The organism is Allobosea psychrotolerans (assembly GCF_002917105.1).
Classification (GTDB): Bacteria; Pseudomonadota; Alphaproteobacteria; order Rhizobiales; family Beijerinckiaceae; genus Allobosea; species Allobosea psychrotolerans.
This window is the reverse complement of the sequence record NZ_PQFZ01000018.1, coordinates 1-25,848: the sequence shown is the minus strand read 5'-3', so window position 1 is coordinate 25,848 and position 25,848 is coordinate 1. Positions and strand designations below refer to the sequence as shown.

Genomic DNA, 25,848 nt, shown 5'->3' with positions numbered 1-25,848 from the left:
TTCCCGTGCACGACCCGGCGGAGTTCCGACATGCAGAAGCGTATTCTCGTCACAGGCGGCGCTGGCTTTCTCGGCTGCCATCTTTGCGAGCGCCTGGTCGCTCAAGGTCATCAGGTCCTGGCGGTCGATAATTACTATACGGGTCGCCGCGAAAATCTAAGCGCGCTTCTCGGTCAGCCTCAATTCGAGGCGATGCGGCACGACGTGACCTTCCCACTCTATCTCGAGGTCGACGAGATCTACAATCTCGCTTGTCCCGCCTCACCGGTGCACTATCAGCGCGATCCCGTGCAGACCACGAAGACAAGCGTGCTCGGCGCGATCAACATGCTCGGCATGGCCAAGCGGCTCGGCATTCCGATCCTGCAGGCCTCGACGAGTGAGATCTATGGCGATCCCGACGTCCATCCCCAGGTCGAGGACTATCGCGGGCTCGTCAGCATCAGCGGACCGCGCGCCTGCTACGACGAGGGCAAACGCTGCGCCGAGACACTGTTCTACGACTACAACAGACGGCACGGCGTCGCGATCCGCATCGCCCGCATCTTCAACACCTATGGTCCCCGCATGAACCTCGAGGACGGCCGCGTCGTTTCGAATTTCATTGTCCAGGCGCTGCGCAACGAACCGATCACGCTCTATGGAGACGGTCGGCAGACACGCGCCTTCTGCTTCGTCGACGATCTGGTCGAGGGGCTGATGCGCCTGATGAACGTAACCGAGCCGCTGGACGGCGCGGTCAATCTCGGCAACCCAGTCGAGACGTCCATGGCCGAAATCGCGAACCTGATCGTTTCGATGACGGGTTCGCGCTCCCAGATCGTCTTCAGGCCGCTGCCCCAGGACGATCCGCGTCAGCGCTGCCCCGACATCAGCAGGGCGCAGGAACTGCTGCACTGGAGCCCCAGGGTCCCGCTGCGTGAGGGCCTCGAGCGCACCATCGCCTATTTCGACGACGTGCTGTCGAGGGTGCATGACCCGGTGCGGCGGGTCGAGGTTGCGAGGGCCGGCTGATGACATCGCAAACCCCTCTTCCTCATGCCCGCATCATGGGCGTGAATGTCAGCGCCATCACGATGGCGGACGCGCTGCACGCGATCGAAGACTGGATTGGCCGGAAGGCGCGCCACTTCGTCTGCATCACCGGCGTCCACGGGGTGATCGAAAGCCAGTCGGATCCGGCGCTCATGGCGATCCATGAACATGCGGGGCTGGTGACGCCCGACGGGATGCCGCTGGTCTGGATGGCCCGCAAACTCGGACACCGGCATACGGAGAGAGTCTACGGCCCGGATCTGATGCTGCAGCTCTCCGCATTGTCGGCGGAAAAGGGCTATCGCCAGTATTATTTCGGCGGCGCTCCCGGTCTTGCCGAGCGCCTGCGCGACTGCCTCACCGGGCGTTTTCCAGGGCTTGCCGTGGCAGGCACCTTCTCGCCTCCGTTTCGGCCGGTCCCGGCCGAGGAGGATGCGGAGATGGTGCGCATGATCAACGCCGCCAAGCCGGACATCGTCTGGGTCGGGCTCAGCACCCCGAAGCAGGAGTACTGGATGGCCCGGCATCTCGGCCAGATCGATGCGCCGGTCATGATCGGTGTCGGGGCGGCTTTCGACTTCCTCGCCGGCACGAAGCGCCAGGCGCCGCTCTGGATGCAGCGAAACGGTCTCGAATGGCTGTTCCGCCTGTTGTCGGAACCGCGGCGCCTCTGGCGCCGCTACGGCAAGATTGTGCCGCAGTTCATGGTTGGAGCCAGCTTGCAGCTTCTCAGGGAGAAGATCGCGATATCAGCTACCCACAAAAGATAGATCGTCTCAAGAGAGGTATAATTCGGTTTGGCGACTGCTGAAGAAAGTAAAAATCGATATCCCTGAAGCTGAATTCTCAGTGGAGTGATCTGATGTCTCAGAAATCTGTTTTGGTCACGGGCGCCGGCGGCTTTATCGGCTTCCACCTGGTCAATTATCTGAAGAACCGCGGTTACAAGGTTCGAGCCGTCGACATCAAGGACCCGGAATACCAGGCCAGCTCGGCGGACGAATTCCGGATTCTGGACCTCCGCGAGATCGACGACTGTCGCGAGGCCGTTCGCGGCATGGACGAGGTCTACAACCTCGCCGCGGATATGGGCGGCATCGGCTATATCTCCGGCGCGCACGCTTCGATCACCTACAACAATACGATGATCAGCGCCCAGATGCTCAAGGCTGCGCATGACGCCAAGGTCGAGCGTTTCCTGTTCTCGTCATCGGCCTGCGTCTACCCGCAGCATCTTCAGGACGTGCCCTCCGTGGTGCCGCTGAAGGAAGAGGATGCGTTCCCGGCCGATCCGGAACCCGGATACGGGCTGGAGAAACTCTATACTGAGAAGCTGTGCCAGTACTTCACGGAGGACTACGGCTTCCAGACCCGGTTGGTCCGCTTCCACAATGTCTACGGACCGCTCGGCACCTATGACGGCGGCAAGGAGAAGGCGCCCGCCGCCATTTGCCGCAAGATCGCGCGGGCGAAATCCGGCGATACGATCGAGGTCTGGGGAGACGGCAAGCAGACGCGCTCCTTCATGTACATCGACGACTGCGTCGAGGGGATCTATCGCATCATGCGGTCGGATTATTCCAGGCCGCTGAATCTCGGCACCGACGAGCTGGTCGATGTCAGCGGGCTCGTCGACATCATCGCCGAGATTGCGGGAAAGACGATCCTCAAGCGCTTCAACACCAACCGTCCGCAGGGCGTGCGCGGCCGCAACAGCGACAACAGCCGCCTGCGCGAGGTGTTGGGATGGGAGCCGCTCATCCATCTCAGGCAGGGGCTGATTCCGACCTATGCCTGGATCGAGGGGCAGGTGACGGCGGGCGGAGCCGAGCGCCAGGCCGTGATCGAGCCGATTCCAAGGGTCGCGGCCCAGTAGAGCCGGATGATGTCGGACGGGCTCACCACGTGATCCCGTCCGACATCTGAATCCGTCTCTCATTCAGGAGCGAGAGCAGGAGCGACGCGAAAAACCGGTTGCCGCTTTTTCGCATCCTGCTCGAGCGCGTTTTCGAGCGAAGCGAATGCCGGTTTCCGCGAAGAAAACGCGTTGCAACAAGGTTCTGGAGCGATTGAACGATCCAATTCGATCGGACATTGCTCCGGCGCAGCCGGGTTCCGTCACCATGTGACAGGGGAGTTCGCCATGCCGGACGTTGTCACCAGCGTCGTCCCATCCGCGATCGCCGTCGCAAAGCCGGGCCAGCAGCTCGGTGTCGATCTGGCTCCCGCAATGCGGCGGCAGCTGGTTGCGGCTGCGTTGCTGGCGGGAGATCTCGTCGCGCTGACGATCGTCGCCGGCATCCTGCAGCTCGGCGCGACCGTGGCGGTTGCCGATACCCACACCCACATGGCGAAGCTGATGCTGGTCTGGATTCCCGCCCTGTGCGGAGCCCAGGCCTGCTTCGGGCTGTATGGCTCGGAGCACGCCGAACCTGTCGACAGGCTGCGCCGGCGCACGCTCGGCAATGCCACCGCGGCCGCAATCGTGTTGGCCTGGCTGGCGGTCGCGGCGCCGCCCTCCCATTTCTGGGGCTTCGTCGTCATCGGCGCGGCCCTGACCCTTCTGCTCGGCCACTACGTCGAGGCGCTCGTCCGGGGCGTATTGCTGCGCCGCTCGCTCTGGACAGCCCCGACCGTCCTCTACGGTCCAATGTCGGCTTGTGCGGCTCTCGCACGCAATCTGGTTTCGCGGCCCGAGCTGGGGCTGAGACCGGTCGCCATACTAGCCGATGACGAAGGCTATGCTCTGTCCGATGCCGCAGAGATCACGGATATTCCGGTCATCACCGCTGGACAGGCCGATGTCATCTCTCCGCGGATCGAGGTCGCTCTTTGCGCATCAGGCGATCTGTGCAGGGAAAAGGCGGACTGGCTTGCGCGCTTGCCCTTGCGCCAGATCTTCATCGTTCACGACGCCTCGGCGCTTCAGGTCCTGAATCCGCAGCTGTGGGCGATGGGTGGGCTGCTCGGGGTCGAGCTGCGCAGCGCCATCCACATGCCGCGCAATCTGCGCCTGAAGCGCGCCGCGGATCTCCTCGTGGCGATACCGCTCGCGGTTCTGGCGCTGCCGGTGATCCTGCTGTTCGCACTTGCCGTGAAGATGGTCGACAGCGGCTCGGCCTTCTATGCGCAGCCGCGCATCGGCCGGAACGGCCACATCTTCAAGGTCTACAAGCTGCGCAGCATGTATGCGGACGCCGAAGCCAGGCTGGCCGCGCATCTTGGCGCCGACAGCGCGGCGCGGCAGGAATGGGAGCGCTTCTTCAAGCTGTCGAACGACCCGCGGATCCTGCCCGGGATCGGGCATTTCATCCGCCGATCCAGCGTCGACGAGCTGCCGCAGCTCTGGAATGTGCTGCGGGGCGAGATGAGTATCGTCGGGCCGCGGCCGTTCCCGGCCTATCACAGCCAATGCTTCGACGCCGCGTTCCAGGCCTTGCGGACGAGCATACCGCCTGGCCTGACGGGCTTGTGGCAGGTGACCGACCGCAGCGATGGCGACCTCGCGGTCCAGAAGCAGCAAGACAGCTTCTACATCCACAACTGGTCGTTCTGGCTGGATTTCTACGTGCTGCTTCAAACCCTGCCGGCCGTGCTGCTGGCGCGAGGTGCGAAGTAGCGCGCCGCAAGCGGGTTTCGCGCTCGCGGCGCACCCGGGGGAGCGGTCGGTCACGACCCTGTTACTCGGAATCAATCGGGATCAGCCGGGAGCCTGCCATCATGGATTTCTTCAGCGAAAAGCGGGGACCGCGACAGCCGGCGACCTTGTCGAGTCACTATGACGCCGTGAGCTTCGATGTCCTCGCGATGCTGTGGCAGCGGCGCTTGCTGATCCTGTCGATCGCCTGCGGCAGCATGCTGCTTGCGGGTTTCGCCTTGATGATCATGCCTCCGCGCTACGTGGCCGATCTGGTGCTGCAGTTCGATTTCACGCGTGAGGACAGCCCGAGCGGGGGCGGTAAATCGAGCAGCGTCGCGCTCGAGGCCTCGACGCTTGTCGAAAGCGAGGCACGGATCATCCGCTCGCTTACGACGGCGCGCGCCGTCGCGTCGCGTATGGGGCTCGATAGCGAGCCCGAGAAACCTGCCTCGTCCCTGTCAAGGCTGATGGCAGGCGCCGCCGAGGTGATCTTTTCTTCGCCGGTTCGCGCCCGCATCCGGGAACTTCTAGGACTTGGCGGCGCAGGTCCCCTGACCGCGCCGGCGCGGCGCGACATCGTCGCGCAGAAATTGCTGTCGTCACTGACGGTCAGCAACGATGCGAAGGCCTATCTGATCACCCTCAAATACCAGGATACCGACCCTGATCGCGCTGCCCGCATCGTCAATGCCTTCGGCGTTGAATATCTCAGGCGGAAGATGGAGGCCACCGCGAGCGCCTCGCAGCGCTCCAGCCAGTGGTACGGCCTGCAGGCGCAGGAGGCGCGCGCCAATCTCGCCAGGATCGACAAGGAGATCGAGGACTTCCGTATCAGGACCGGCTTCGTCGAGATCGGCCAGGACGGGGCCGACATGCAGCAGCAGCAGCTTCGCGACATGCTGGCCCAGCTCAATGCCGCCTCGGTCACGCGCCTCGGGGAGGAGATGCGCCTGCGCCGGGCGCAGGTCTCGCTTGCTGCCGGCAATGTGCCGCAGGCGACGGATCTCGGCGGGTCTCCGGTCGTCCAGGCGCTGCTGGACGAGGAAGGAAAGGCACGCAGGGCCCTGGACGAGATGGTCAGTTCGGCCGGCGATCGCCACCCTGCGGTGGCCCGGCTCAAGCTGACGCTCGCATCGGTGCAGGAGCGGCTGAAAAAGCAACTGGCGCAGTCGGTCGCCAACATCGAAACCGATGTTCAGGCCGCCCGTGCCGCCGAGGTTGCGCTGTCGCAGCGCGTCGCGGCGCTGCAGACGAAATCTATCGAGTCCAGAGGGCTGGAAGGCCAGCTGAAAACCCTGCAGGCCGAGGCGACGGCCGCGCGCGACCGGCTGAAGCAGCTTTCGGATGCACAGCAGCAATCCACCGCCGTGAGCGAATTGAGGCCCGTCATGGCGCAAATCCTGGCGCCCGCCGAAGTTCCCTCGCTGCCGGCTTCGGCCAGCCCGGCTCTCGTGCTGGGCCTTGCCCTGATGGGCGGGCTCGCCGCCGGCGCGTCGCTCTCCTATGCGCTGGAGAAGCGTGATCGCGGTTTCCGCAGCGAGAACGAGTTCGCGGCGGAGACCCACCTCGACTGCGTCGGCCTGCTGCCCAATCTCGCACACTATCCGAGCGGGCTGGAGAGCCTCGTCTTCGCTGAAGCGGTACGGTCGACGGTGGCCGCGTTGTTCCCCCCCACCAACCCGCCGAAGGTCGTGCTGATCACCTCTTCTGCGCCGGGCGAGGGCAAGTCGTTCGTGGCCTCGGCCATGGCTCGCGTGCTGGCGAAGATGGGGCAGCGGGTTCTGGTGGTGGATGGCTCGCCCCGGCGCCTGCTGCTTGGCGAAAACTTCCCGCACGAAGCGTTGCTCGACCAATGCCTGCCTCCGGCTGGCGACATCAGCGCCGCGGGAGCGACGCCCGTCGCGACGGTTCGGCGAGCATCCGGCCTGCGGGACGGCCAGAACGTCTACTCGAATCCGGCCTTCGAGGCGATGCTGCGCGAGGCGCGGGCGAGGTACGACATCATCCTGTTCGAAGTCGCGCCCGTCCTGCTTTCGGCCGACAGCGCCTTGCTGCGCGAGCACGCCGACACGGTGTTGCATGTGGTCAAGTGGAACGACACGCGCAAGACGACCGTGGCGACGACGCTCGACCATCTCGCCCGGCTGGGGCTGGATGTCGGCGGTATCGTGCTCAACCGCGTCGATCTCGAGGAGCAGGGGCGCTACAACGCCTCCGATCGCGGCCAGATCTACCGGGATTACAAGTCCTTCTATCAGGCTTCGGCGTGAGGAGGCGCTCGCCTTGCCCGGTGCCGCCCTTGCCGGCAGGCGTGGAGTTCAGCTGCCAGGGCTGTGGTTCGCCTGCGGTTTCGCTGCCGCGCGACCTGTCTGCCGAGGGGCTCGTGACCTGCGATCGCTGCGGGCGTCCCGTTGCGACTCTCGCCGCCTTCCGAGACTACGTCGATCGCCTGGCGGCGGGCCCTCGGATCTGCGACCACCATCTGACGGTGTGCCATTCCAGCGCTGCAGAGCCTTCCCTGTCCACAGGACGGGGGATAATCCCGCAAGATGCAGTGCGTTGATATAGTGTGCCAATTTTGGACAAATAGAACTGACGTACTAGTTCTCAGCGATATAATTTCGCCTTCCTGGGTAGAATAGCCTTACCCTCCCGGGGTATCTAGGGGCCGAGACCACGCCAATAGCGTTCTCGCCTTGAAAGGAACCCCTTTATGGCTAATTTTTACGTTTCCTCAACGGGAAATGACAACAATTCCGGACTTGATGCATCGTCGGCCTTCGCGACTTTGGAACGTGCCCAGGAGGCTATGCGGCAAAGTGCCGGCGCCGATACGGCCTACCTCGCCGGAGGTACCTATCATCTCGACGCTCCTCTCCACCTGACATCCGCCGATTCCGGCTCGTCCTTCGTGGGCATGGCCGGGCAAGATGCCGTGGTGAGCGGCGGCACGCCGGTGACCGGCTGGACTCAAGGTGCGAATGGCATCTGGTCGGCCCATGTCGACGACGCACAGGTCCTGCAACTTACGGTCAACGGCGTCCAGCAGGTCCAGAGCCGCTTCCCCGCCGCCGATCCCAGCGATCCCATCCGGGGCGGCTGGCTCTGGGGGCAGGATCTGCCCAGCGGGTCCGATCCGAGCAAATCGCTTGCATTCAACCCGTCGGATTTTCCCGCCGGTCATGCGCCCCAGGTCGGCGAGACGGTGACGGTCTTTTCGGAGAACGGCTACGCCAACGATCACCTGACCATCGCGTCCATCAAGGGCAACGTGATGACCTTCACCACCGAGGCCAATTACGATCTGGGCCCGGCGAGTCGGTTCTATGTTTCGGAGAAGACACCAGACAGCGTCGGTGAATGGTCGTTCGACAGCCAGACGCACACCGTGCTGTTCAAGGCGCCCGCGGACTTCACCGGCGAAGGCGCGGTCGCATCCTCGGATCACAGCTTGTTCGTTGTCGATGGCGCCAAGGATGTCAGCATCAAGGGCCTGACCTTCACCGATACGGCTGCAGTTGCAGGCGACCCCGCCACTGCGGCGATCGAGGTGCACGACGCAACCGGATTGACGGTGGAATCGAACCATTTCGTCAATGTCGGCGTTGGTGTGGTGCTGCATGGCGACAGCAGCGGAAACCTGATCTCGAACAATAACTTCGAGCATATCTGGTCTAGCGCGATCGCGTTGACTCCTGGGACCAGCGGCAACCAGATTTCGAATAACGTGATCGATCATTCGAACGAGGCCTTCGTTCAATTTGGCTCGATCGACATGCAGGAGTCGGCGCACAACCAGATCGATCACAACACGATCACCAATGTGCCGCGCTTCGGAATTTCGGAAGTCAATTACGACCCGAATCTGGTCTCGGGCGGAAATGTCATCGAATACAACGACATTCGCCATTCCGGTCAGCAGACGCCGGATGTCGGCGCCATCTACCTGTTCTCGCATGAGGATCCCGGCGCGCTGGGGGATACGATCCGATACAATCACATCGTCGATACCGGCGGCCTGAATACGCATGACGGAGGATTCGTGGCCGGCAACGACATGAGCTCCGGCATCTATCTCGATAACCTCGCCAGCAACGCGCAGATATACGGCAACTTCGTTCAGGGAACCGCCTTCAGCGGCATTCTCATCCATGGCGGATCGAACAACGCGATCCACGACAACACGCTGCTGGACAACGCAAAATACGGCATCGCAACCATCGGTGTGGACGGCTACACGATCACCGGTAACGAGACTTACGAGAACTTCATCCAGGTCTCGAAGGATGGCAGCAACACGATCGATACCGATCAGACCAATCCAGGCCTGATCCACAACAACGTCTACTACAATCCCGATGGCGCAGAGCTGACGGTGGCCGATGTCTCGCTCGCGAGCTTTCAGCAGCGCGGCGGCGATACCGGCAGCGTCGAGACGACGCAAGGTGGCTTCGTCGATGCCGCACATGGCGACTACAGCTTCACCGCTGGATCGGTCGCGCAGTCGCATGGCATCGAGTCGGCTGCCTTCGGGTCGTCCGGAGCCACGATTGCGGCTTCTGAGCCGGTCGTCGACACGCCGGTGACAACCCCGGCAACCGGCGAAACGCCACCGGCCACGGTCGATCCGACGCCGCCTGTCGCGGTCGATCCGGCGCCGCCTGTCACGGTCGAACCGACGACGCCGGTCGCAGTCGACCCGACGCCGCCGGTCGCGGAAACGCCTCCGGTCACGACCGAGCCTGCACCGTCGACTGTCGAGCCGCCGGCCACCAGCCCGACCGGCAGCCCGGACGTCATTTCGATCCCCGCGGTCGTAACGCCTCCGACGGTCCCCACGCCGGTTGTGCCCTCGGTCCCCGCGACTCCGTCTGACTTGGGTAGCCATCACGTCTCAGGGGGCGACCACGGCGGTGGCAGCCACTGGCTCCATGACGTCCAGGTGCGCATCCAGGACACCATCGACCATCACCAGTCCTCACACTGGCACTGGCACTAGCAGGTCGAGGGCCGAGCCTATGTCGCCCCTGCTCCACCGCTGGAGCAGGGGCGACCTTTCCAGGTTGATCCTGGCTGGCGCTCATTCATCGCCTGTCGGGCAGGCATCCGCATGGTTCCGCTCGCCGGAGCTTCGCGATCACTCCCAGGAATCCAAAGACTATGCTCTCGCAAACGGTACGCGGCCTGACGCCCGCATTCGCTTCGCTTTTCGGGCTGTCCTTCGTGCTCAACCTGTTCGTCTTCGTGTCCCCGATCTATACGATGCAGATCTATGATCGGGTGCTGACAAGCCGGAATGGCACGACGCTGGTCATGCTCTCGCTGATCGTGCTTGTCCTGTTTGCAGCTTATGCCGCGCTCGAGCATTTCCGCAGCCGCGCGTTCGTTCAACTTGGTTTATGCGTGGATCGGGCGCTGTCCGAACCGGCTTTCGAAGCTGCTTTTCGCGGCGCATTGGAGGCAAAGGGCTCGCAGCAGGTCGTGCCCATTCGTGACGTGGAGACCTTGCGCGCCACGCTGTCGGGCAGCCTCGTGCCGGCTCTCATGGATGCGCCTTGGGTCCCGATCTATCTTGCGCTCTGCTTCGTCCTCCACCCGGCGATCGGCGCCGTCGCCACGGTTGGAGCGGTCGCAATCCTGGGCGTGGCTCTGCTGAACGAGCGCATGACCAAGAATTCCCTGGTTCGTGCGTCGGAGCTCGGTCACAAGGCGAGCGAACGCCTCGCCGCGTCCCTTCGGAATGCCGAAGTCATCAAGGCCTTGGGGATGGGCCGGGCGATCCGCGGCGAGTGGCAGGCCCGGCATGATCGGGCGCTTGAACATCATACGCGGGCGGCCAATCGGGGCGGATCGCTGCTGGCGCTCACCAAGCTGTTGCGGCTCGCGCTCCAATGCGCGGTGCTTGGCGTCGGCGCCTATCTCGCCATCCATCAAGACATCGCGGCCGGCGTGATCTTTGCCGCCTCCCTGATCATGGGCCGGGCTCTGGCTCCGATCGAGGGCGCCGTCGGTCAGTGGAAGAGTTTCGTCTCTGCCCGCAGCGCCTTCCTGCGCCTTGGGGCGGCCTTGAAGACGCCGTCCGACAGCCGCGACATGACGCTGCCACATCCGGCCGGGTCGCTGCGCGTCGAGGGGTTGAGCGTGCGCGCTCCCAACGGACAAGCATTGCTTTTGCACAATGTCTCATTCGAAGTTGAGCCTGGCGAGATCGCGGCGGTCATCGGGCTGACCGGCTCCGGGAAATCCTCGCTCGCTCGGGCGCTGGTTGGCGTCTGGAAGCCCGTTCAAGGCGTCGTCCGCCTCGACGGCACCGACATCAGCCATTTTTCCGATGACCAACGCGGCCGTGTCCTCGGCTACCTGCCGCAGGATGTCGAGCTGTTTGCCGGAAGCGTGCGCGACAACGTCACCCGCTTCGATCCCTCAGCAACGGACGAGGCGGCCGTCGCCGCCGCCTCCGCCGGCTCGGCTCACGACCTTATCCAGAGCTTTCCGGACGGATATGCGACGCAGATCGGTGACGACGGAGCGACCCTCTCCGGAGGGCAGCGGCAGCGGATCGGCCTGGCGCGGGCGCTCTATGGCCAGCCCGCGCTGGTCGTGCTCGACGAACCCAACGCCAATCTGGATATGGATGGCGATGCTGCGCTCGGTCGCGCTTTGTCGGGCCTGCGCGCCGCGGGCGCGATCGTCGTCGTGATCACACATCGCCCGCAGCTCCTGTCGCAGGTCGACAAGATCATTCTCATGCAGAAGGGCCAGGCCGTCAGGGTCGGCCTGCGCGATGAAATCCTGCCGGTGCTGCTGCAGCCCGGTGCCGGCGCGCGCGTTCAGGCGCCGCAGCGCGTTCAGCCGCGGGGCGGCGAGCCGGTTTCGGTGGCACGATGGGGGCGGCGATGAAACTCGCATTCAATCTTGCGATAGGGCGCAATTTTCCGATATGGCGCCGGCGCTTCGGGCTGGCGCTTGCGAGTCTGAAGCGCTGGCTCCCGCCGGCCGGTGCCTCTGTCGAGGGGGGCGGCGATTGGCGCGCTCCGATTCGAAAGGGCTACATCGTCGTCGCCGCCGTGCTGGGCGTGGGCGGGCTTTGGTCGGCGACCGCCCGCCTCGACAGCGCAGTCGTTGCTCATGGCAGCGTTGTCGTGGAAAGCGACCGCAAGGCGGTTCAGCATCTCGAGGGTGGTCTGGTCGAGGCCATCGTCGTGCGGGACGGCTCGGAGGTTCGATCCGGAGAGGTCCTGCTCAGGCTCGATACGACGCATGCGTCTGCGCAGAAAAGCGTGGCGCGGCTGGGTGTGCTGCAGGCATTGGGTGAGGAAGCGCGGTTTGCGGCCCAGATCGACCGGTCCGATCGCATAGATTTTCCAAAGGAGCTCACCGATGCCGCGGAGACCGGGGAGGCGCGCCGCATCATTCTCGACCAGGAACGGCTCTTCAGAGAGCGGGCTTCGGCCCAGAAGCTCGAAATCTCCATTCTGGGAGAGCGGCTGTCGCAGTCCCAGAAGCAGCGCGACTCGACCGAGGCACAGCGCGATTCCGCCGTCACCCAGGCCGCCAGCATCAAAGACGAACTCGCCAAGCTGCAGCCTCTGGCCGATCAGGGTTACATCGCAGCAACGCGCATCAACCCGTTGCGCCGGTCGTTGACGGAGCTTCAGGGCCGTATCGGGTCGCTGGAGGCTGATCTGGCGCGACTCTCCGTCGCCAACGACGAAATTCGGCTGCAGACGAGCCAAATCGGCTTGCGCGCTGCCGAAGAGGCCTCGACGAAGGTCGCAGAATGCCGGGTGAAGCTCGCCGATGCGCGTGAAAAGCTGCGGATGGCCGAGGATGTGCTGGCGCGTGCGGAGGTTCGCGCGCCGCGCGCAGGCCGGATCGTGGGCTCGAAGGTCCATACGGTGGGAGCGGTGGTCAAGCCGGGCGAAACCATGATGGAAATCGTGCCGCAGGACGACGAGCTCGTCGTCACCGCCAAGATTTCGCCCCTGGACGTGAACAACCTTCGCCCGGGCATGGCTGCGGAGGTGCGCCTGCCCTCGTTCAAGGGCCGGGCGACGCCCTTCACGGTCGGCGAGGTCAAATCCGTCGCAGCCGATACGCAGCGTGACGAGGTCTCGCAGCAGATGGCCTATGAGCTGCGCGTCAGCATCTCAGCAGCGGGATTCCCGCCGAAGATTCGCGCCAAGCTCAAGCCGGGCATGCCTGCCGATGTCTTCGTCCCGACCGGTGAACGAACGGCCCTGGCCTATCTGATGCAGCCCCTGCGGGATTCCATGCGTTCGGCTTTCAGGGAAGAATGAGCCCATGCCGCGGGGCCGAGTGAGCTCTTGGGGCAGAAAAATCGGCGCTGTCCGGGCTCCATGCGGCCGGCTGCCCGCGGCATGCGCGACGCAAACAGGGTAGCGCGAGCCAAAACAGGGTACGACCGAATCGGAGCTATTGCCGGAAATGCGCCGTGCTAGATCAGCGTCTTCGAGGAGCTGATCCGCATGCATCCAAAGATCATTCCCGTTGTGATGTGCGAAGGGGCCGGCATCGGTCTGTGGCCGGTCTCTCGCAACACCATGCCGAAGCAGTTCATCCCGCTCTTTGGCCGGGACTCCGCTTTCCAGCGCATGGCAAAACTCCTGTCCGACGCGACCGCCTTTGACAGGCTCATCGTCGTTGCGAGCGCAGAACATCGCTTCACCGCAGCCGATCAACTGCAGGCGATCGGCGTGAAGGCCGAGATCGTGGTCGAGCCTGTCTGTCGCGGTTCGGCTGCCGCGGTGGCGATCGCGGCCGAGCTCGGCCTTGCCCGCGATGACGCTGCGCTCGTCGGGGTCTTCGCCGCCGATCATGTCGTGCAGGACGGCAGGCTCTTCGTCGAGACCTGCAGCAAGGCCGCCACAGTTGCGGCGCAAGGCGGCATCGTGACGATCGGGATACCGCCGGCCTATCCTGCGACGGCTTACGGCTATATCCGCCCCGGCTCGGAGACGGCGGCTGGCGCGCATCAGGTCGAGGCCTTCGTTGAGGCCTGCGATGCCGTGCAGGCCGCGCGCTATCTCGCGGACGGTTATCTCTGGAATTCGGGCAACCTCATTTTCAATGCGGCGACGATGCGCGCCGAACTCGAGGCTTTCGAGGCCGATGTCATGGCCTCCGTCGGCGAGGCTGTCGCGACGGGCAGTCACGACCTCGGATTCCTGACGCTCGAGCCGCGTGCTTTCGCCAAGGCGCCGAAGGCTTCGATCACCGCCGTGATGGAGGCAACGGAGAAGGCATCCGTGATCGCCGGGCCGTTCGGCTGGTCGGATGTCGGGTGCTGGTCCGCGGTCTGGGAGCTTTCCGAGAAGGGCGCGAACGGCAATGTCGTCGAAGGGCGTGGCTATGTGTTCGATGGCGCCAACAACCTGCTGCGCTCCGAGGACGCTCTCCTGGCCGTCGTGGGCGTCGACGACATCGCCGTCATCGCGACGCGCGATTCCATCCTGGTGGTGCCGAAGGCGAAGGCCGGCAAGGTGGCAGACGTTGTCGCTCTGCTCATGGCAAATGGCGAGCCGGAAGCCTGCAGCCATCGTGAAATCCACCGGCCCTGGGGCAAATACCTGTCGATCGATCTCGACAGGCGTCACCAGGTCAAGCGCATCACGGTCAAGCCCGGCGGAGTCCTGTCCCTCCAGAAGCACCATCACCGAGCCGAGCACTGGGTCGTGGTGCGCGGGACGGCCGAAGTCACACGGGATGACGAAACCATCATCGTGCACGAAAACGAGTCGATCTACCTGCCGATCGGCTGCGTCCATCGCATGGCCAATCCCGGCAGGATTCCGCTCGATATCATCGAAGTCCAGGTCGGTTCCTATCTTGGCGAAGACGACATCATCCGTATCGAGGATATCTACAAGCGATGCTGAGGTGAGGGGCCGAGGCTGAACTCCGGGACTTCCGTCCCGTAAGGGCTCTTGCCGTCTGCGAGGTGACCCGCAAGTTAAATGCGGTCTACCTGAAATTACTCTTCGCCACGTCGCTGCAAGGCAAGCCGGTGGAGTGTGCGCACCGCTGGCCTGTCGGTCTCGCACTGATCGATCATCACCGCGAGCGCGGCCCGCACTGCGTTAAACAGATCCTTCGCATCCGAATAATGATGAGTGAGCCGAAGCAGCGTCGCATTCAAGCTTTTGTTCTTGGGCGGCATGTCGGAGCCCTTCATGCAACCAGCTCGGCGCGCAACCGTTGATGAAGACCGTACTGCCGCCGCGCGACAACTCAGGCGGACGCTCGTTTCGGGAGCTGGCCTTCGACGTTGTCGATCGTCAAGGCTGTCCCAATCTGCTCGATCGACGCCGTCACAAGGTCAGGGCGATAGTCGCCGGACTGTCATGGAACTCGCCGACATCTTCGGGGATCCAGCCAGCGGAGCAGACATGGACTATTTCAGGCGCTTCACCTTTTTGTTCGCGACGCCGAGCTTCGACGCGGAGGACCTGGAAGGCATAAGGTTCAACCAGATCGTCGATGAGATCGAGCGGTCCGGCTTCGAGGTCGTGAAAGCGCGAAAGCTCGAAGACGCCGAGATCGCCGTGCAGACCGACGCGGCCATCGGCTGCATGGTCGTCGACTGGGGCAAGAAGGGCCTTGAAGGCAAGACGGCGGCCCTGATCAACCTGATGCGCCGCCGCGGGCTCGACTTCCCGATCATCCTGCTGATCCGCCGCAAGCGCTTCGAGGACCTGCCCGTCGAGGTGCTCGACTTCATCGACGGCTATATCTTCCTGTCCGAGGAGACGCCGCCCTTCATCGCCAAGAGCCTGATCAGCCGCCTGAAGCAATATGCCGAGACGCTGAAGACGCCCTTCTTCGGCGCGCTGGTTGATTATGCCGAAGAGGGCAATCATCTCTGGACGTGCCCTGGGCATAATGGCGGCGTGTTCTACAGCCGCAGCCCTATCGGCCGGGTCTTCATGGAGCATCTCGGCGAGGCCGTCTTCCGCGACGACCTCGACAATTCGGTGCTCGATCTCGGCGATCTCCTGACCCATGAGGGCCCGGCCCTGAAGGCGCAGAAGGAGGCGGCCCAGATCTTCGGGGCGGAGAAGACCTATTTCGTCCTCAACGGCACCTCGACCTCCAACAAGGTGGCTCTGGCGGCGCTGGTGACCGATGGCGACCTTGTCCTGTTCGACCGCAACAACCACAAGGCGGCCCATCATGGCGCCCTGATGATCGGCGGCGGCATTCCGGTCTATCTGCCGACCATCCGCAATGCCTGGGGGCTGATCGGCCCGATGCGCTGGGACGCCTTCGACGAGGAGGCGCTGCGCGAGCGCATCCGGACGCATCCGTTGGTCAAGGACCCCGACGCCTGGCGAAAGCCGCGCCCCTTCCGCGTCGCGGTGGTCGAGCAATGCACCTATGACGGCACGATCCACAGCGCCCAGATGATCCTGAAGCGCATCGGCCATCTCTGCGACTACATCCTGTTCGACGAGGCCTGGGCCGGCTTCATGAAGTTCCACCCGCTCTATGCCGGGCGCTTCGCCATGGGGCTTGCGGATCTGGGCCCCGATGCGCCTGGCATCATCGCGACGCAGTCGACGCACAAGCAGTTGGCGAGCTTCTCCCAGGCCTCGCAGATCCACATGAAGGATCGGCATATCCGCGGCCAGAAGCGCCGCGTCGAGCACCGGCGCTTCAATGAGAGCTTCATGCAATATGCCTCGACTTCGCCCTTCTACCCGCTATTCGCCTCGCTCGACGTCGGCGCGCAGATGATGAAGGGGCGCTCCGGCGAAGTGCTCTGGGATGACACGATCCGGCTTGGCATCGAACTGCGCAAGAAGATCCGCGCCGTCCGGCGCGAATTCGAGGATAAGGAGATCCTGCCCGAGCGGCGCTGGTTCTTCGAGCCCTTCGTGCCCGACCGCGTGACGATCCCGGATGCCTCCCGCGAGGGAGCGGTGCATGACGTCGCCTGGGAAACGGTCGGCACCGACCAGCTCGCCAGCGACCCCTCCTATTGGCAGCTCGCTCCGGGCGCCGCCTGGCATGGCTTCTCCGGCCTGGAGCCGGGTTTCGCCATGACCGACCCCAACAAGCTGACGCTGCTGACGCCGGGCTTCGACCGCGCCACGGGCGGCTATGCCGAACATGGCATTCCGGCGCCGATCGTCGCCCAGTTTCTGCGCGAGAACCGGATCGTCGCCGAGAAGAACGACCTCAACTCGCTGCTCTTCCTGCTGACGCCGGGCGTCGAAGCCAGCAAGGCCGGTACGCTGATCAGCGGGCTCGTCGCCTTCAAGAAGCTGCATGACGATAATGCGCTGTTGGAAGACGCGATCCCGGAATTCTACCGGCGCCGGCCTTCGCGCTATGCCGGGGTCCGGCTGCGCGATCTCTGCGGCCAGATGCACCGCTTCTTTCGCGAGGCCGATGTCAGTGCTTTGCAGGCGCGGCAATTCTCGTTCGAGCATCTGCCGGAGATGGCCATGTCGCCCCATGATGCCGCGCGCTGCCTCGTGCGCAACGATATCGACTATCTGCCCATCGATGCCATCGCCGGGCGCATCGCCACGACGCCCTTCGTGGTCTATCCGCCCGGGATCGCGACGATCGTCCCCGGCGAGCGCCTGACCGAGCGGGCCCAGCCCATGATCGACTATCTCAAGATGTTCGAGGCGAGTTTCAACGCCTTCCCCGGCTTCGATGTCGAGATCCAGGGCGTCTATCGCGAGGTCGACGCGGCCGGACGGGTGCGGCTCCATACCTATGTCGTTAGCGAACAGGCTCAGGCTAAAGGCCGCGGCGAGTGATGGACACCGAAACCCCTGTCATCATCCGCCCGTCGCGCGACAGCGATGTCGAGCCCATGCTGGCGATCTATTGGCGCCATATCAGGCGCGGCATCGAAGCCGGTGTCGAGGATACCGGCACGCCTCAGCCCGACGACCTGCGCGACCGGCGCAAGAACCTGCGCAACCGCCGGCTGCCGCATCTGGTGGCGACGGTCGAAGGCGAGGTCGTCGGCTATGCCTATGTCGTGCTGTTCCGCAAGCGCCCGGCCTATCGCTACACGGTCAAGCATTCGATCTATGTCCACCACGACCATCTCGGGCGGGGGATTGGGCGATTGCTGCTTCAGGCGCTGATCGATTCCTGCGCGGCTGCGGGATTTCGTCAGATGATCGGCTATATCGATGCCGAGAACACCGCATCGCTGGCGCTTCACGAGAAGTTCGGCTTTGCCCGGGTCGGCCTTCTGCCGGGCGTCGCCTATCGCTACGGCAAATGGTCCGACAGCATCATGGTGCAGAGATCGCTTGGCGCCGGCGCCACCCTGCCGGTTACGACAAATGGGCTTCCGCCGGTCTCGTGAACACCGGGATCGGCGTTTACGAAACCGGAGGAGGCCAGTCGCCAGCCTCAGTATAGCTCCGGGACGTAGAGTTCGGGCGGAACGGGGTGCCGGGAGTAATCTGAATTGCGCACGCGCTCGGGCAGGACGATGTCCGATTTCGGCACGCTCTCATATGGGATCTGGCCGAGCAGATGGCTGATGCAGTTGAGGCGCGCCCGCTTCTTGTCGACGGCCTGAACGACCCACCACGGGGCGGTCTCCGTATGGGTACGGGCGAGCATGTCCTCCTTGGCGCGGGTGTAGTCTTCCCAATGGACGCGGCTCTCCATATCCATGGGCGAGAGCTTCCATTGCTTCAGGGGATCCTCGATCCGCATGCGGAAGCGGAATTCCTGCTCTTCATCCGTGATCGAGAACCAGTATTTGATCAGGATGATGCCGGATCGCACGAGCATATGCTCGAAATCGGGAACGGAGCGGAAGAACTCTTCGAGTTCGTCGGGGGTACAGAAACCCATGACGCGCTCGACGCCGGCACGGTTGTACCAGCTGCGATCGAACAGCACCATTTCGCCGGCCGTGGGCAGGTGCTGCACATAGCGCTGAAAGTACCATTGATGGCGTTCGCGCTCGCTGGGGGCGGGCAGGGCGACGACGCGACAGATCCGCGGATTGAGCCGCTGCGTGACGCGCTTGATCACGCCGCCCTTGCCAGCCGAGTCACGTCCTTCGAAGAGAACGACGACCTTGAGCTTCTTGTACTGGATCCAGTCCTGAAGCCGCACCAGCTCATGCTGCAGCCGGAACAGCTCGCGGAAATAAACCTTGCGGTCCAGCGTTGCGCCCGTCGGAGCCAAGCCTTCGGAGACGAGTTCGTCGAGCCGGTCCTCCTCGAGCTGCATCTCGAGCTCTTCGTCGAAGCTGTCTGCGATTTCGGCTTTGATGCGCTCCAGATCGTTCGTCATGAATGCGGACCTTTAAATCGGCTTTATTGAAGATGACCGGCGAATTCGGAGACGGATGAGCACGGCGGTGCGCCGTGATCGCAAAGACTGCGACGAGACGCAGGCCCGGAAGCTGAATCTCGCACTGCGGACTGACGTCCTCCAATCTCCCATGGCCGCAATGTCGTCGGCGCGAATGACGAGACGATGAAGGTGACGACCATGCGCGCCCCGCGAGGTGGCGGCATGACCTTGACGCTCGGGTGGCAGGGCGCTCGACCCCGCCGTGCGGCCTGTCTGGAATGACCGAAGCGCGGCTGCGACGGCATGCCGGTTTCGATCAGAGCGGCTCGATGCGAGAGGCTGGGGCGCGAGCGGTCGGCCGATGTCTATCCATCGATCGGGCTTCAGCGCTATCGGCCCGCATGTCGCCCAAACGACTATTGTGCGAGTGCCGCGCGTTGCTTGAGGAGGGCGTCGAGTATGTCCTGCTGCTCGTTGATGCGGTCCGCATTGCGGTCTTCGTCGGCAGCTCCTGAAAAGGCGGACGCTTGCTCCATCAGTTCTGCAAGGTTGGCGCGGGCGATGGCGATGCGTTCATCGAGTTCGGCGAGGGCGGCGGCGTCAGGCATTGGCTCGTCCTTTCGGGTTTGATCAGGTTGTTTGCCGAGCGATCTTACGAGCGATCTCGATTGACCTCGTCAGGTGGCGTTCGGCTTCCAGTCGACGACCTCGGTCGCGAGATTGGCCGCTGACTCGATGACCGGTCGCGCCGGCATCGTGACATAGGACGCGGTGAAGTTCATCGGCGTGGGAACCCAATCGCAGTTGAGGGCGACGAGTTCGCCGGATTCGAGGAAGCGCTCCACCAGCGGCGACGGCAAGGTCGCAATGCCCAGGCCGTCCAGCGTCATGTTCAGACAGGCCGCCAGATTGCTGGATGAGACCGGACGGCTGAGCCGGCTGCTGTTGCGCTTGAAATAGTCGACGACCTCGGCATAGGGCCGCGTATTCTTCGCATGTGTGAGAATGGGAAAGCGAGCGAGGTCATCGGCTCCGGCGGGATCGGGCAGGGCTGCAGCGAACCGAGGCGCGGCGACCCATGGCAGGGCGACCGTTCCCAGCGGAAGATTGGCGACCGAAAGGTCCGAGACCGGCCCGTTGAGGAAGGCTAAGTCGAGCGAGCCGTCGATGAGATTGCGCTGGAGGTTGAAGGTGAGGTCCACGCTCAGTTCGACGACGACATCGGGGAAGCGCACGGCCATCTCGCGCAGGAAGCGATGGAGCCAGGTCTGGGCCACGGTCTCCGCGACTCCGAGCCGCATGACGGATTGCCGGCTTGTCGTGTCGCCGGCCTGGAGCAGCGCCTCGGTCGCCTCAAGCGCCTTGGCTGCCAAGGGAAGCAAGGCCTGGCCCTGATCGGTGAGCACGACGGAACCCGCGTCGCGTTCGAACAGGCGTTGGTTCAGGACCCGTTCAAGCGCCGAAATACGCGCCGAAATATTGGGCTGGGTCGTATTCATCTGTTCGGCGACACGGCGGAAATTCCTGAGCGAGGCCAGCCGGACAAAGGTTTCGATCTGTTTGAGCGTGATCTGCATGGCCCACCCGGCCTGCGTCGCCTCCGCGAGGCATTGCAGGATAGATATTTTCTATCGTCTCAAGATAATCAAATAATTAGACGTGATTGTCGATCGCAGTCATCTTTTCGCCGGTTGGGAATGGGTCGGCGGCGTCGCCGGGCTCCCTGACAGGCATTGAAAGGTGGCTTTCCGTGAGCGGTGTCGCATCGTCCCCCAATACGTCGTCCCGAGTTATATCGTCCCAAGGCAATCTCGGCGCCGATATCGGCGGTACCTTCACCGACGTCGTGCTGGAGATCCGTGGCGAGACCTTCTCGGCCAAGGTGCTGACGACCTATGATGCGCCCGAGCGCGCCATCATCGAGGGCATGCACCGCGTCTGCACGAAGGCCGGCGTGACGCCCGCCGCGATCGGCCGGATCATCCACGGCACGACGCTCGCGACAAACGCGCTGATCGAACGCCGCGGCGCGAAGACGGCGCTGATCACGACGGAAGGCTTTCGCGACGTGATCGAGATGCGCACCGAGAGCCGGTTCGAGCAATACGACCTCAACCTGACGCTGCCCCAGCCCCTGCTGCCGCGCAACCGGCGCTATACGCTGCGCGAGCGCATTGGCGCCAATGGCGCGACGCTCATCCCGCTGCTGCGCGAAGATGTCGTGCGCCTCGCGGAGGAGATCGCCGAAGCGGGTTATGAGAGCGTCGCCGTCGGCCTGATCCATTCCTATCTCGACCCGGCGCATGAGCGGCTGGTCCGCGATGTTCTGCTGGAGCGTATCCCGGGACTTGCCGTCTCGATCTCGTCCGAGGTTTCGCCCCAGATGCGCGAATATGAGCGCTTCAACACCGTGGTGGCGAATGCCTATGTCAAGCCGATGATGAAGCGCTATCTCGCCAGCCTCGCAGCGAAGCTGGCCGATGAGGGCGCGGACTGCCCGATCTTCCTGATGCATTCCGGCGGCGGGATCATGTCGCTGGACGGGGCGGCGGAATTCCCGGTACGCCTCGTCGAATCCGGACCGGCGGGCGGGGCAATCTATGCAGCCGATGTCGCGGCGCGCTTCGGCTTCGATCGCGTCTTGTCCTTCGACATGGGCGGGACCACGGCCAAGATCTGCCTGATCAAGAACCAGACGCCGAAGACGAGCCGGGTCTTCGAGGTGGCGCGGAGCTATCGCTTCAAGAAGGGCTCGGGCATGCCGATCTCTATTCCCGTGATCGACATGGTCGAGATCGGCGCGGGCGGCGGCTCGCTCGCCCAGGTCGACTCGATGCGCCAGATCCGGGTCGGGCCGGAGAGCGCCGGCTCCGAGCCGGGCCCCGCCTGCTATGGCCGTGGCGGAACAAGGCCCGCAGTGACGGATGCCGATGTGATGCTCGGCAAGATCGACCCCACGAGCTTCGCCGGCGGCAGCATGGTGCTGGACATCGCCGCATCGCGCCGGGCCGTGCTGGCGAATGTCGCCGACCCGCTGGGGATGACGGACGAGACGGCCGCCTTCGGCATCGTCGAGGTCGTCGACGAGAACATGGCCAATGCCGCCCGCGTCCATGCGGTCGAGAATGGCGAGGACCTTTCCGGCTACACGATGATCGCCTTCGGCGGTGCGGCGCCGCTGCATGCCGGGCGGCTCTGCGAAAAGCTCGGCATCGAGCGCCTGCTCGTGCCGCCGGGTGCCGGCGTCGGCTCGGCGATCGGCTTCCTGCGAGCGCCCTTCAGCTTCGAGGCGACGCGCAGCGTCTATATGCGTCTGGCGGCATTCCATGCGGATACCGTCCGCGGTCTCTTGTCGGAGCTCGAAAACGAAGCCACGACCTTCGTGCGCTCCTGCGACGCACAGGCGCCGCTCAGCGTCGAAACCAAGGTCTATATGCGCTATGTCGGCCAGGGCTGGGAAATCCCGATCGACGTCAGCCACGCCGCACCGACGATCGACGCCTATCGGGAGCTGTTCGAGGCCGAATACGCCAAGCTGTTCTCCCGGACCGTCCAGGGGCTGGATATCGAGATCACCGTCTGGGCGGTCAATGCGAGCACGGCGAAAGCAGTGCCGGTGAGGGCGCAGGCTCTGGGAGCACTCGTGCCGCTGACGGCGATCTCGCAACGCCAGGTCTTCGACCCCGCCCTCGGAGCCCGGCTGACGGCGGGCCTGTTCCAGCGCTCACAGATCGCGGTCGGCCGGGTGGCAGTGGGGCCCTGCGTCATCGTCGAGGACGAAACCACCATCATCGTGCCGACGGGTTGCTCGGCGACATGCCGCAGCGATGGCTGCATCGAGATCTTCAAGCACGGGTCCGAGCCTGCGAAAGCGCGCTTGGCCGAGATGGTCGAGGCCTGAGCCATGACGCAGCTATCCAAGCCACCGCTATCCACCGTTTCGCTGCAGGTGATGTGGAACCGCCTGATCTCTATCGTCGAGGAGCAGGCCCAGGCCCTGATCCGCACGGCCTTCTCGACCTCGGTGCGCGAGGCAGGCGACCTCTCGGCGGGTGTCTACAACCGGGCGGGGCTGATGCTGGCGCAGGCCGTCACCGGCACGCCGGGCCATGTCAACGCCATGGCCGATGCCGTCGCGCATTTCATCCGCGAGATCGGGCCTGCGAATATTCTCGAGGGCGACATCTACATCACCAACGATCCCTGGATGGGAACCGGGCATCTGCACGACATCACGGTGGTGACGCCGTCCTTCCACCAGGGCCGGCATGTCGGCTTCTTCGCCTGCACGGCTCATGTCGTCGACATTGGCGGGCGCGGCTTCGGGGCGGACGCCAACTCCGTCTATGAGGAAGGCCTCTACATCCCGATCATGAAGTTCGCCGACCGGGGCAAGGTCGACCAGCCCTTCGTCAGGCTGGTGCGCGGCAATATCCGCGAGCCCGACCAGGTCGTCGGCGACATCTTCGCGCTCGCAACTTGCAATGATGTCGGCCATCGCCGATTGATCGGCATGCTCGACGAATTCGCTCTCGACGGGCTGGAGCAGGTCGGGGATTTCATCCTCGAGAATTCGCGCCGGGCGACGTTGGAGCGGATCGCCGCGCTGCCCCGCGGCGAGGCCGAGGGCTCCATGCTCAGCGACGGCTTTGCCACGCCGATCGAGCTCAGGGTCAAGGTCACGATCGGCACGGACGAGGTCTGTGTCGATTTCGCCGGCTCTTCCGGCGTCGACCCCAAGGGCATCAACTGCCCGATGGTCTATTCCAAGGCCTATGCCTGCTACGCGCTGAAATGTGCGATCGCGCCCGAGATCCCCAATAATGCGGCTTCGCTGGAACCTTTCCGCATCACCGCGCCGGACAACACGATCGTCAACGCCCTGCACCCGGCGCCGGTCGCGTTGCGCCATGTCATCGGCCATCTGATCCCGGATACGGTCTATGACGCGCTCGACAAGCTTCTGCCAAGGACGGTTCCGGCCGAGGGGGCAGGGCCGCTGTGCAATTTCCAGGTTTCGCTGCGGCCAGCCTCGGAGGCGTCGCGCCTGGCAGGCGCAAGGCGCGCCGAGGTCTTGATGTTCAACTGCGGCGGCTCGGGCGCGCGTCCGACGCTCGACGGCATGAACACCACCGCCTTTCCATCCGGCGTCATGACCATGCCGATCGAAGCGACGGAGCATGCCGGCCCGATCATCATCTGGCGCAAGGAGCTGCGGCCCGATTCCGGCGGCGCCGGCCGCTTTCGCGGCGGGCTCGGTCAATTCATGGAGGTTGGGGCCGTCGAAGGGCATGTCTTCGACATGTCGGCGATGTTCGACCGCGTGAAGCATCCGCCGCGCGGGCGCCTGGGTGGCTCTGGCGGCGCCGCGACCGAGATCCGCCTCGACGACGGCACGGCCATGGCTGGCAAGGGGCGCCAAGCGGTTCCGGAAGGGCGCAAGGTCATGCTGTCGCTGCCCGGCGGCGCCGGCCACGGCCCGGCCGCCGAGCGCAAACGGAGTGAAGTGCTGCGCGACCTCGCGCTCGGCTATATCTCGGCCAAGGCGGCCAGAACCGATTACGGGCTTGGCGACGCCGAGATCGCGGCGGTTGAAGCCGGCCTGAAGCGCGGCGAGTTGCCGTCGGTTGGAGCGTTTTCGAGCGAAGTGGTCGCCGGTTCGCCTGAAGAAAACGCGTTAGACCAATAATCCAGAGCAATTGAACGATCCAGATGGATCGGAAATTGCTCTGGATGACGATAAATCATGACATGAGAATAATTCTCTAAGCTTTTAGAATCGATCATGTTTCCTGCATTTGGATGGAACCGTCCGCATGCGGCGTGATCTAAGGATGCCGATGATCCCTATCGCTGCTGCGCTGGCATGGTGTGGCGGTCAGCCTGTGACGACGCGAGGACCGAATGCCACATTACGACCGAATCCTGATCACCGGCGCGGCCGGCCGTCTCGGCTCGCAGCTTCGCACCGGCCTCGCACCGCTGGCCAGGACGATCCGCGTCGCCGATCGCGAGCCGCTCGGCCCGCTTAGCCCCAATGAGGAGCAGGCGATCTTCGACCTCGCGGATATGGAGGCGACGATCGCGGCGACCGAAGGCTGCGATGCCATCGTCCATTTCGGCGGTGCGCCGACCGAGCGCGAGTGGCAGACCATCCTCGATGCCGGTATTCGCGGCTCCTACCATATCTATGAAGGCGCCCGGAAACACGGCGTCAAGCGCATCGTCTACGCGTCATCGGTTCATGCGATCGGCTATCACGAGGTCGGGGCCCAGATTTCGGTCGATGCGCCGGTTCGCCCCGACTGCCTGTACGGCGTCGGCAAGACCTTCGTGGAAAGCCTGAGCCGGCTCTATTGGGACAAGTTCGGCATCGAGACGGCGTGCCTGCGCATCTTCTCGTCCTTTCCCGAACCCGTCGACCGCCGGATGCTTTGGTCCTATCTGTCCTTCGCCGATTGCGTGCGCCTCGTCGAAGCCTCGCTGACGGCGCCCTTCGTCGGCCATACCATCTCGTTCGGCACCTCGGACAACAAGGTCAAGGCCGTCGACAACAGCGGCGCCGGCCATCTCGGCTATCACCCGCAGGACAGCTCCGAACCGTTCCGCGCCAAGGTCGAGGCCGACGCACCGGCACTCGACCCGAAATCTCCGGCCGGCCGCTATCTCGGCGGCAAATTCTGCGAGATGGGCCATCCCGACGACGAAGCGACGGCATGATCCTCGCAAGCGCGCGCCCTAACCGCATCGTCATTGCGAGGAGCGCAGCGACGAAGCAATCCATGTGTGGACGGCCCGTTGTTTGCAAGATGGAAGCGTCTGGTTGATCTGGTCGCTTGCGGTCATGTGTCCGGCCTGTTGGTGCG

Annotated in this window: 18 protein-coding genes; 14 read left to right on the top strand and 4 right to left on the bottom strand. The window is 64.1% G+C overall.

What is annotated here, in order from left to right; all coding sequences use genetic code 11:
* Positions 1-30 precede the first annotated feature (30 nt).
* From CYD53_RS23515 to CYD53_RS23470, 9 genes are all read left to right on the top strand, one after another.
* Complete coding sequence (locus tag CYD53_RS23515) at positions 31-1,014, top strand: UDP-glucuronic acid decarboxylase family protein (RefSeq protein ID WP_103720522.1); 984 nt, start codon at positions 31-33, stop codon at positions 1,012-1,014.
* Positions 1,014-1,805 (top strand): WecB/TagA/CpsF family glycosyltransferase, encoded by a 792-nt coding sequence (locus CYD53_RS23510; protein ID WP_103720521.1) that lies wholly within the window; start codon positions 1,014-1,016, stop codon positions 1,803-1,805. Before CYD53_RS23515 ends, CYD53_RS23510 begins: the two co-directional genes overlap by 1 nt.
* 92 nt (positions 1,806-1,897) lie before the next feature.
* Positions 1,898-2,911 (top strand): NAD-dependent epimerase/dehydratase family protein, encoded by a 1,014-nt coding sequence (locus CYD53_RS23505; protein WP_103720520.1) that lies wholly within the window; start codon positions 1,898-1,900, stop codon positions 2,909-2,911.
* A gap of 267 nt (positions 2,912-3,178) precedes the next feature.
* A complete protein-coding gene (locus CYD53_RS23500; protein ID WP_103720519.1) occupies positions 3,179-4,654 on the top strand; it encodes an exopolysaccharide biosynthesis polyprenyl glycosylphosphotransferase in 1,476 nt (491 codons plus the stop codon).
* Between the two features lie 101 nt (positions 4,655-4,755).
* Positions 4,756-6,945 (top strand): GumC family protein, encoded by a 2,190-nt coding sequence (locus CYD53_RS23495; RefSeq protein WP_103720518.1) that lies wholly within the window; start codon positions 4,756-4,758, stop codon positions 6,943-6,945.
* A 443-nt stretch (positions 6,946-7,388) separates the two neighbouring features.
* Entirely contained in the window at positions 7,389-9,674 is a 2,286-nt protein-coding gene (locus tag CYD53_RS23485) for a right-handed parallel beta-helix repeat-containing protein (RefSeq protein WP_103720517.1), read from the top strand.
* Positions 9,675-9,835: 161 nt separating this feature from the next.
* A complete protein-coding gene (locus tag CYD53_RS23480) occupies positions 9,836-11,575 on the top strand; it encodes a type I secretion system permease/ATPase (RefSeq protein ID WP_103720516.1) in 1,740 nt (579 codons plus the stop codon).
* Positions 11,572-12,975, top strand: coding sequence for an HlyD family type I secretion periplasmic adaptor subunit (locus CYD53_RS23475; RefSeq protein ID WP_103720584.1), 1,404 nt, complete (start codon positions 11,572-11,574; stop codon positions 12,973-12,975). The genes CYD53_RS23480 and CYD53_RS23475 overlap by 4 nt, the downstream gene beginning before the upstream one ends.
* Before the next feature lie 189 nt (positions 12,976-13,164).
* Positions 13,165-14,574: a mannose-1-phosphate guanylyltransferase/mannose-6-phosphate isomerase gene (locus CYD53_RS23470; RefSeq protein ID WP_103720515.1), complete on the top strand. Its 1,410-nt coding sequence runs from the start codon at positions 13,165-13,167 to the stop codon at positions 14,572-14,574.
* Positions 14,575-14,669: 95 nt separating this feature from the next.
* Here CYD53_RS23470 and CYD53_RS23465 read toward each other — a convergent pair whose 3' ends face one another.
* Complete coding sequence (locus CYD53_RS23465; RefSeq protein WP_103720514.1) at positions 14,670-14,870, bottom strand: hypothetical protein; 201 nt, start codon at positions 14,868-14,870, stop codon at positions 14,670-14,672.
* Between the two features lie 214 nt (positions 14,871-15,084).
* Here CYD53_RS23465 and CYD53_RS23460 point away from each other — a divergent pair, with 214 nt between their 5' ends.
* Positions 15,085-17,469 carry an Orn/Lys/Arg family decarboxylase gene (locus tag CYD53_RS23460; protein ID WP_103720583.1) on the top strand — a complete coding sequence of 795 codons (2,385 nt, stop codon included), beginning with the start codon at positions 15,085-15,087 and terminating at the stop codon, positions 17,467-17,469.
* Positions 17,469-18,032, top strand: coding sequence for a GNAT family N-acetyltransferase (locus CYD53_RS23455; RefSeq protein WP_103720513.1), 564 nt, complete (start codon positions 17,469-17,471; stop codon positions 18,030-18,032). The genes CYD53_RS23460 and CYD53_RS23455 overlap by 1 nt, the downstream gene beginning before the upstream one ends.
* 47 nt (positions 18,033-18,079) lie before the next feature.
* On the opposite strand, the gene ppk2 is transcribed toward CYD53_RS23455, so the two are convergent.
* From ppk2 to CYD53_RS23440, 3 genes are all read right to left on the bottom strand, one after another.
* Positions 18,080-18,979 (bottom strand): polyphosphate kinase 2, encoded by a 900-nt coding sequence (ppk2, locus tag CYD53_RS23450; RefSeq protein WP_103720512.1) that lies wholly within the window; start codon positions 18,977-18,979, stop codon positions 18,080-18,082.
* A gap of 419 nt (positions 18,980-19,398) precedes the next feature.
* Entirely contained in the window at positions 19,399-19,590 is a 192-nt protein-coding gene (locus CYD53_RS23445) for a hypothetical protein (protein ID WP_103720511.1), read from the bottom strand.
* Between the two features lie 69 nt (positions 19,591-19,659).
* A complete protein-coding gene (locus CYD53_RS23440; protein ID WP_103720510.1) occupies positions 19,660-20,559 on the bottom strand; it encodes a LysR family transcriptional regulator in 900 nt (299 codons plus the stop codon).
* Between the two features lie 215 nt (positions 20,560-20,774).
* Between CYD53_RS23440 and CYD53_RS23435 the strand changes: the two genes are divergently transcribed.
* The 3 genes from CYD53_RS23435 (at position 20,775) to CYD53_RS23425 (ending at position 25,702) form a co-directional block, all read left to right on the top strand.
* A complete protein-coding gene (locus CYD53_RS23435) occupies positions 20,775-22,883 on the top strand; it encodes a hydantoinase/oxoprolinase family protein (RefSeq protein ID WP_103720582.1) in 2,109 nt (702 codons plus the stop codon).
* A gap of 3 nt (positions 22,884-22,886) precedes the next feature.
* Positions 22,887-24,671: a hydantoinase B/oxoprolinase family protein gene (locus CYD53_RS23430; protein ID WP_103720509.1), complete on the top strand. Its 1,785-nt coding sequence runs from the start codon at positions 22,887-22,889 to the stop codon at positions 24,669-24,671.
* Between the two features lie 215 nt (positions 24,672-24,886).
* On the top strand, positions 24,887-25,702 hold the full coding sequence (locus CYD53_RS23425) for an NAD-dependent epimerase/dehydratase family protein (protein ID WP_103720508.1): 816 nt from the start codon (positions 24,887-24,889) through the stop codon (positions 25,700-25,702).
* The last annotated feature ends 146 nt before the right edge of the window (positions 25,703-25,848 follow it).

What these genes read in the sequence shown, in the direction of transcription:
- CYD53_RS23460 (WP_103720583.1), top strand. Translation starts at nt 15,085, where the DNA reads ATGGACTATTTCAGGCGCTTCACCTTTTTGTTCGCGACGCCGAGCTTC.
- ppk2 (WP_103720512.1), bottom strand. Translation starts at nt 18,979, where the DNA reads ATGACGAACGATCTGGAGCGCATCAAAGCCGAAATCGCAGACAGCTTC.
- CYD53_RS23425 (WP_103720508.1), top strand. Translation starts at nt 24,887, where the DNA reads ATGCCACATTACGACCGAATCCTGATCACCGGCGCGGCCGGCCGTCTC.
- CYD53_RS23475 (WP_103720584.1), top strand. Translation starts at nt 11,572, where the DNA reads ATGAAACTCGCATTCAATCTTGCGATAGGGCGCAATTTTCCGATATGG.
- CYD53_RS23480 (WP_103720516.1), top strand. Translation starts at nt 9,836, where the DNA reads ATGCTCTCGCAAACGGTACGCGGCCTGACGCCCGCATTCGCTTCGCTT.
- CYD53_RS23445 (WP_103720511.1), bottom strand. Translation starts at nt 19,590, where the DNA reads ATGCCTGACGCCGCCGCCCTCGCCGAACTCGATGAACGCATCGCCATC.
- CYD53_RS23505 (WP_103720520.1), top strand. Translation starts at nt 1,898, where the DNA reads ATGTCTCAGAAATCTGTTTTGGTCACGGGCGCCGGCGGCTTTATCGGC.
- CYD53_RS23495 (WP_103720518.1), top strand. Translation starts at nt 4,756, where the DNA reads ATGGATTTCTTCAGCGAAAAGCGGGGACCGCGACAGCCGGCGACCTTG.
- CYD53_RS23500 (WP_103720519.1), top strand. Translation starts at nt 3,179, where the DNA reads ATGCCGGACGTTGTCACCAGCGTCGTCCCATCCGCGATCGCCGTCGCA.
- CYD53_RS23440 (WP_103720510.1), bottom strand. Translation starts at nt 20,559, where the DNA reads ATGCAGATCACGCTCAAACAGATCGAAACCTTTGTCCGGCTGGCCTCG.
- CYD53_RS23470 (WP_103720515.1), top strand. Translation starts at nt 13,165, where the DNA reads ATGCATCCAAAGATCATTCCCGTTGTGATGTGCGAAGGGGCCGGCATC.
- CYD53_RS23465 (WP_103720514.1), bottom strand. Translation starts at nt 14,870, where the DNA reads ATGAAGGGCTCCGACATGCCGCCCAAGAACAAAAGCTTGAATGCGACG.
- CYD53_RS23485 (WP_103720517.1), top strand. Translation starts at nt 7,389, where the DNA reads ATGGCTAATTTTTACGTTTCCTCAACGGGAAATGACAACAATTCCGGA.
- CYD53_RS23515 (WP_103720522.1), top strand. Translation starts at nt 31, where the DNA reads ATGCAGAAGCGTATTCTCGTCACAGGCGGCGCTGGCTTTCTCGGCTGC.
- CYD53_RS23430 (WP_103720509.1), top strand. Translation starts at nt 22,887, where the DNA reads ATGACGCAGCTATCCAAGCCACCGCTATCCACCGTTTCGCTGCAGGTG.
- CYD53_RS23455 (WP_103720513.1), top strand. Translation starts at nt 17,469, where the DNA reads ATGGACACCGAAACCCCTGTCATCATCCGCCCGTCGCGCGACAGCGAT.
- CYD53_RS23510 (WP_103720521.1), top strand. Translation starts at nt 1,014, where the DNA reads ATGACATCGCAAACCCCTCTTCCTCATGCCCGCATCATGGGCGTGAAT.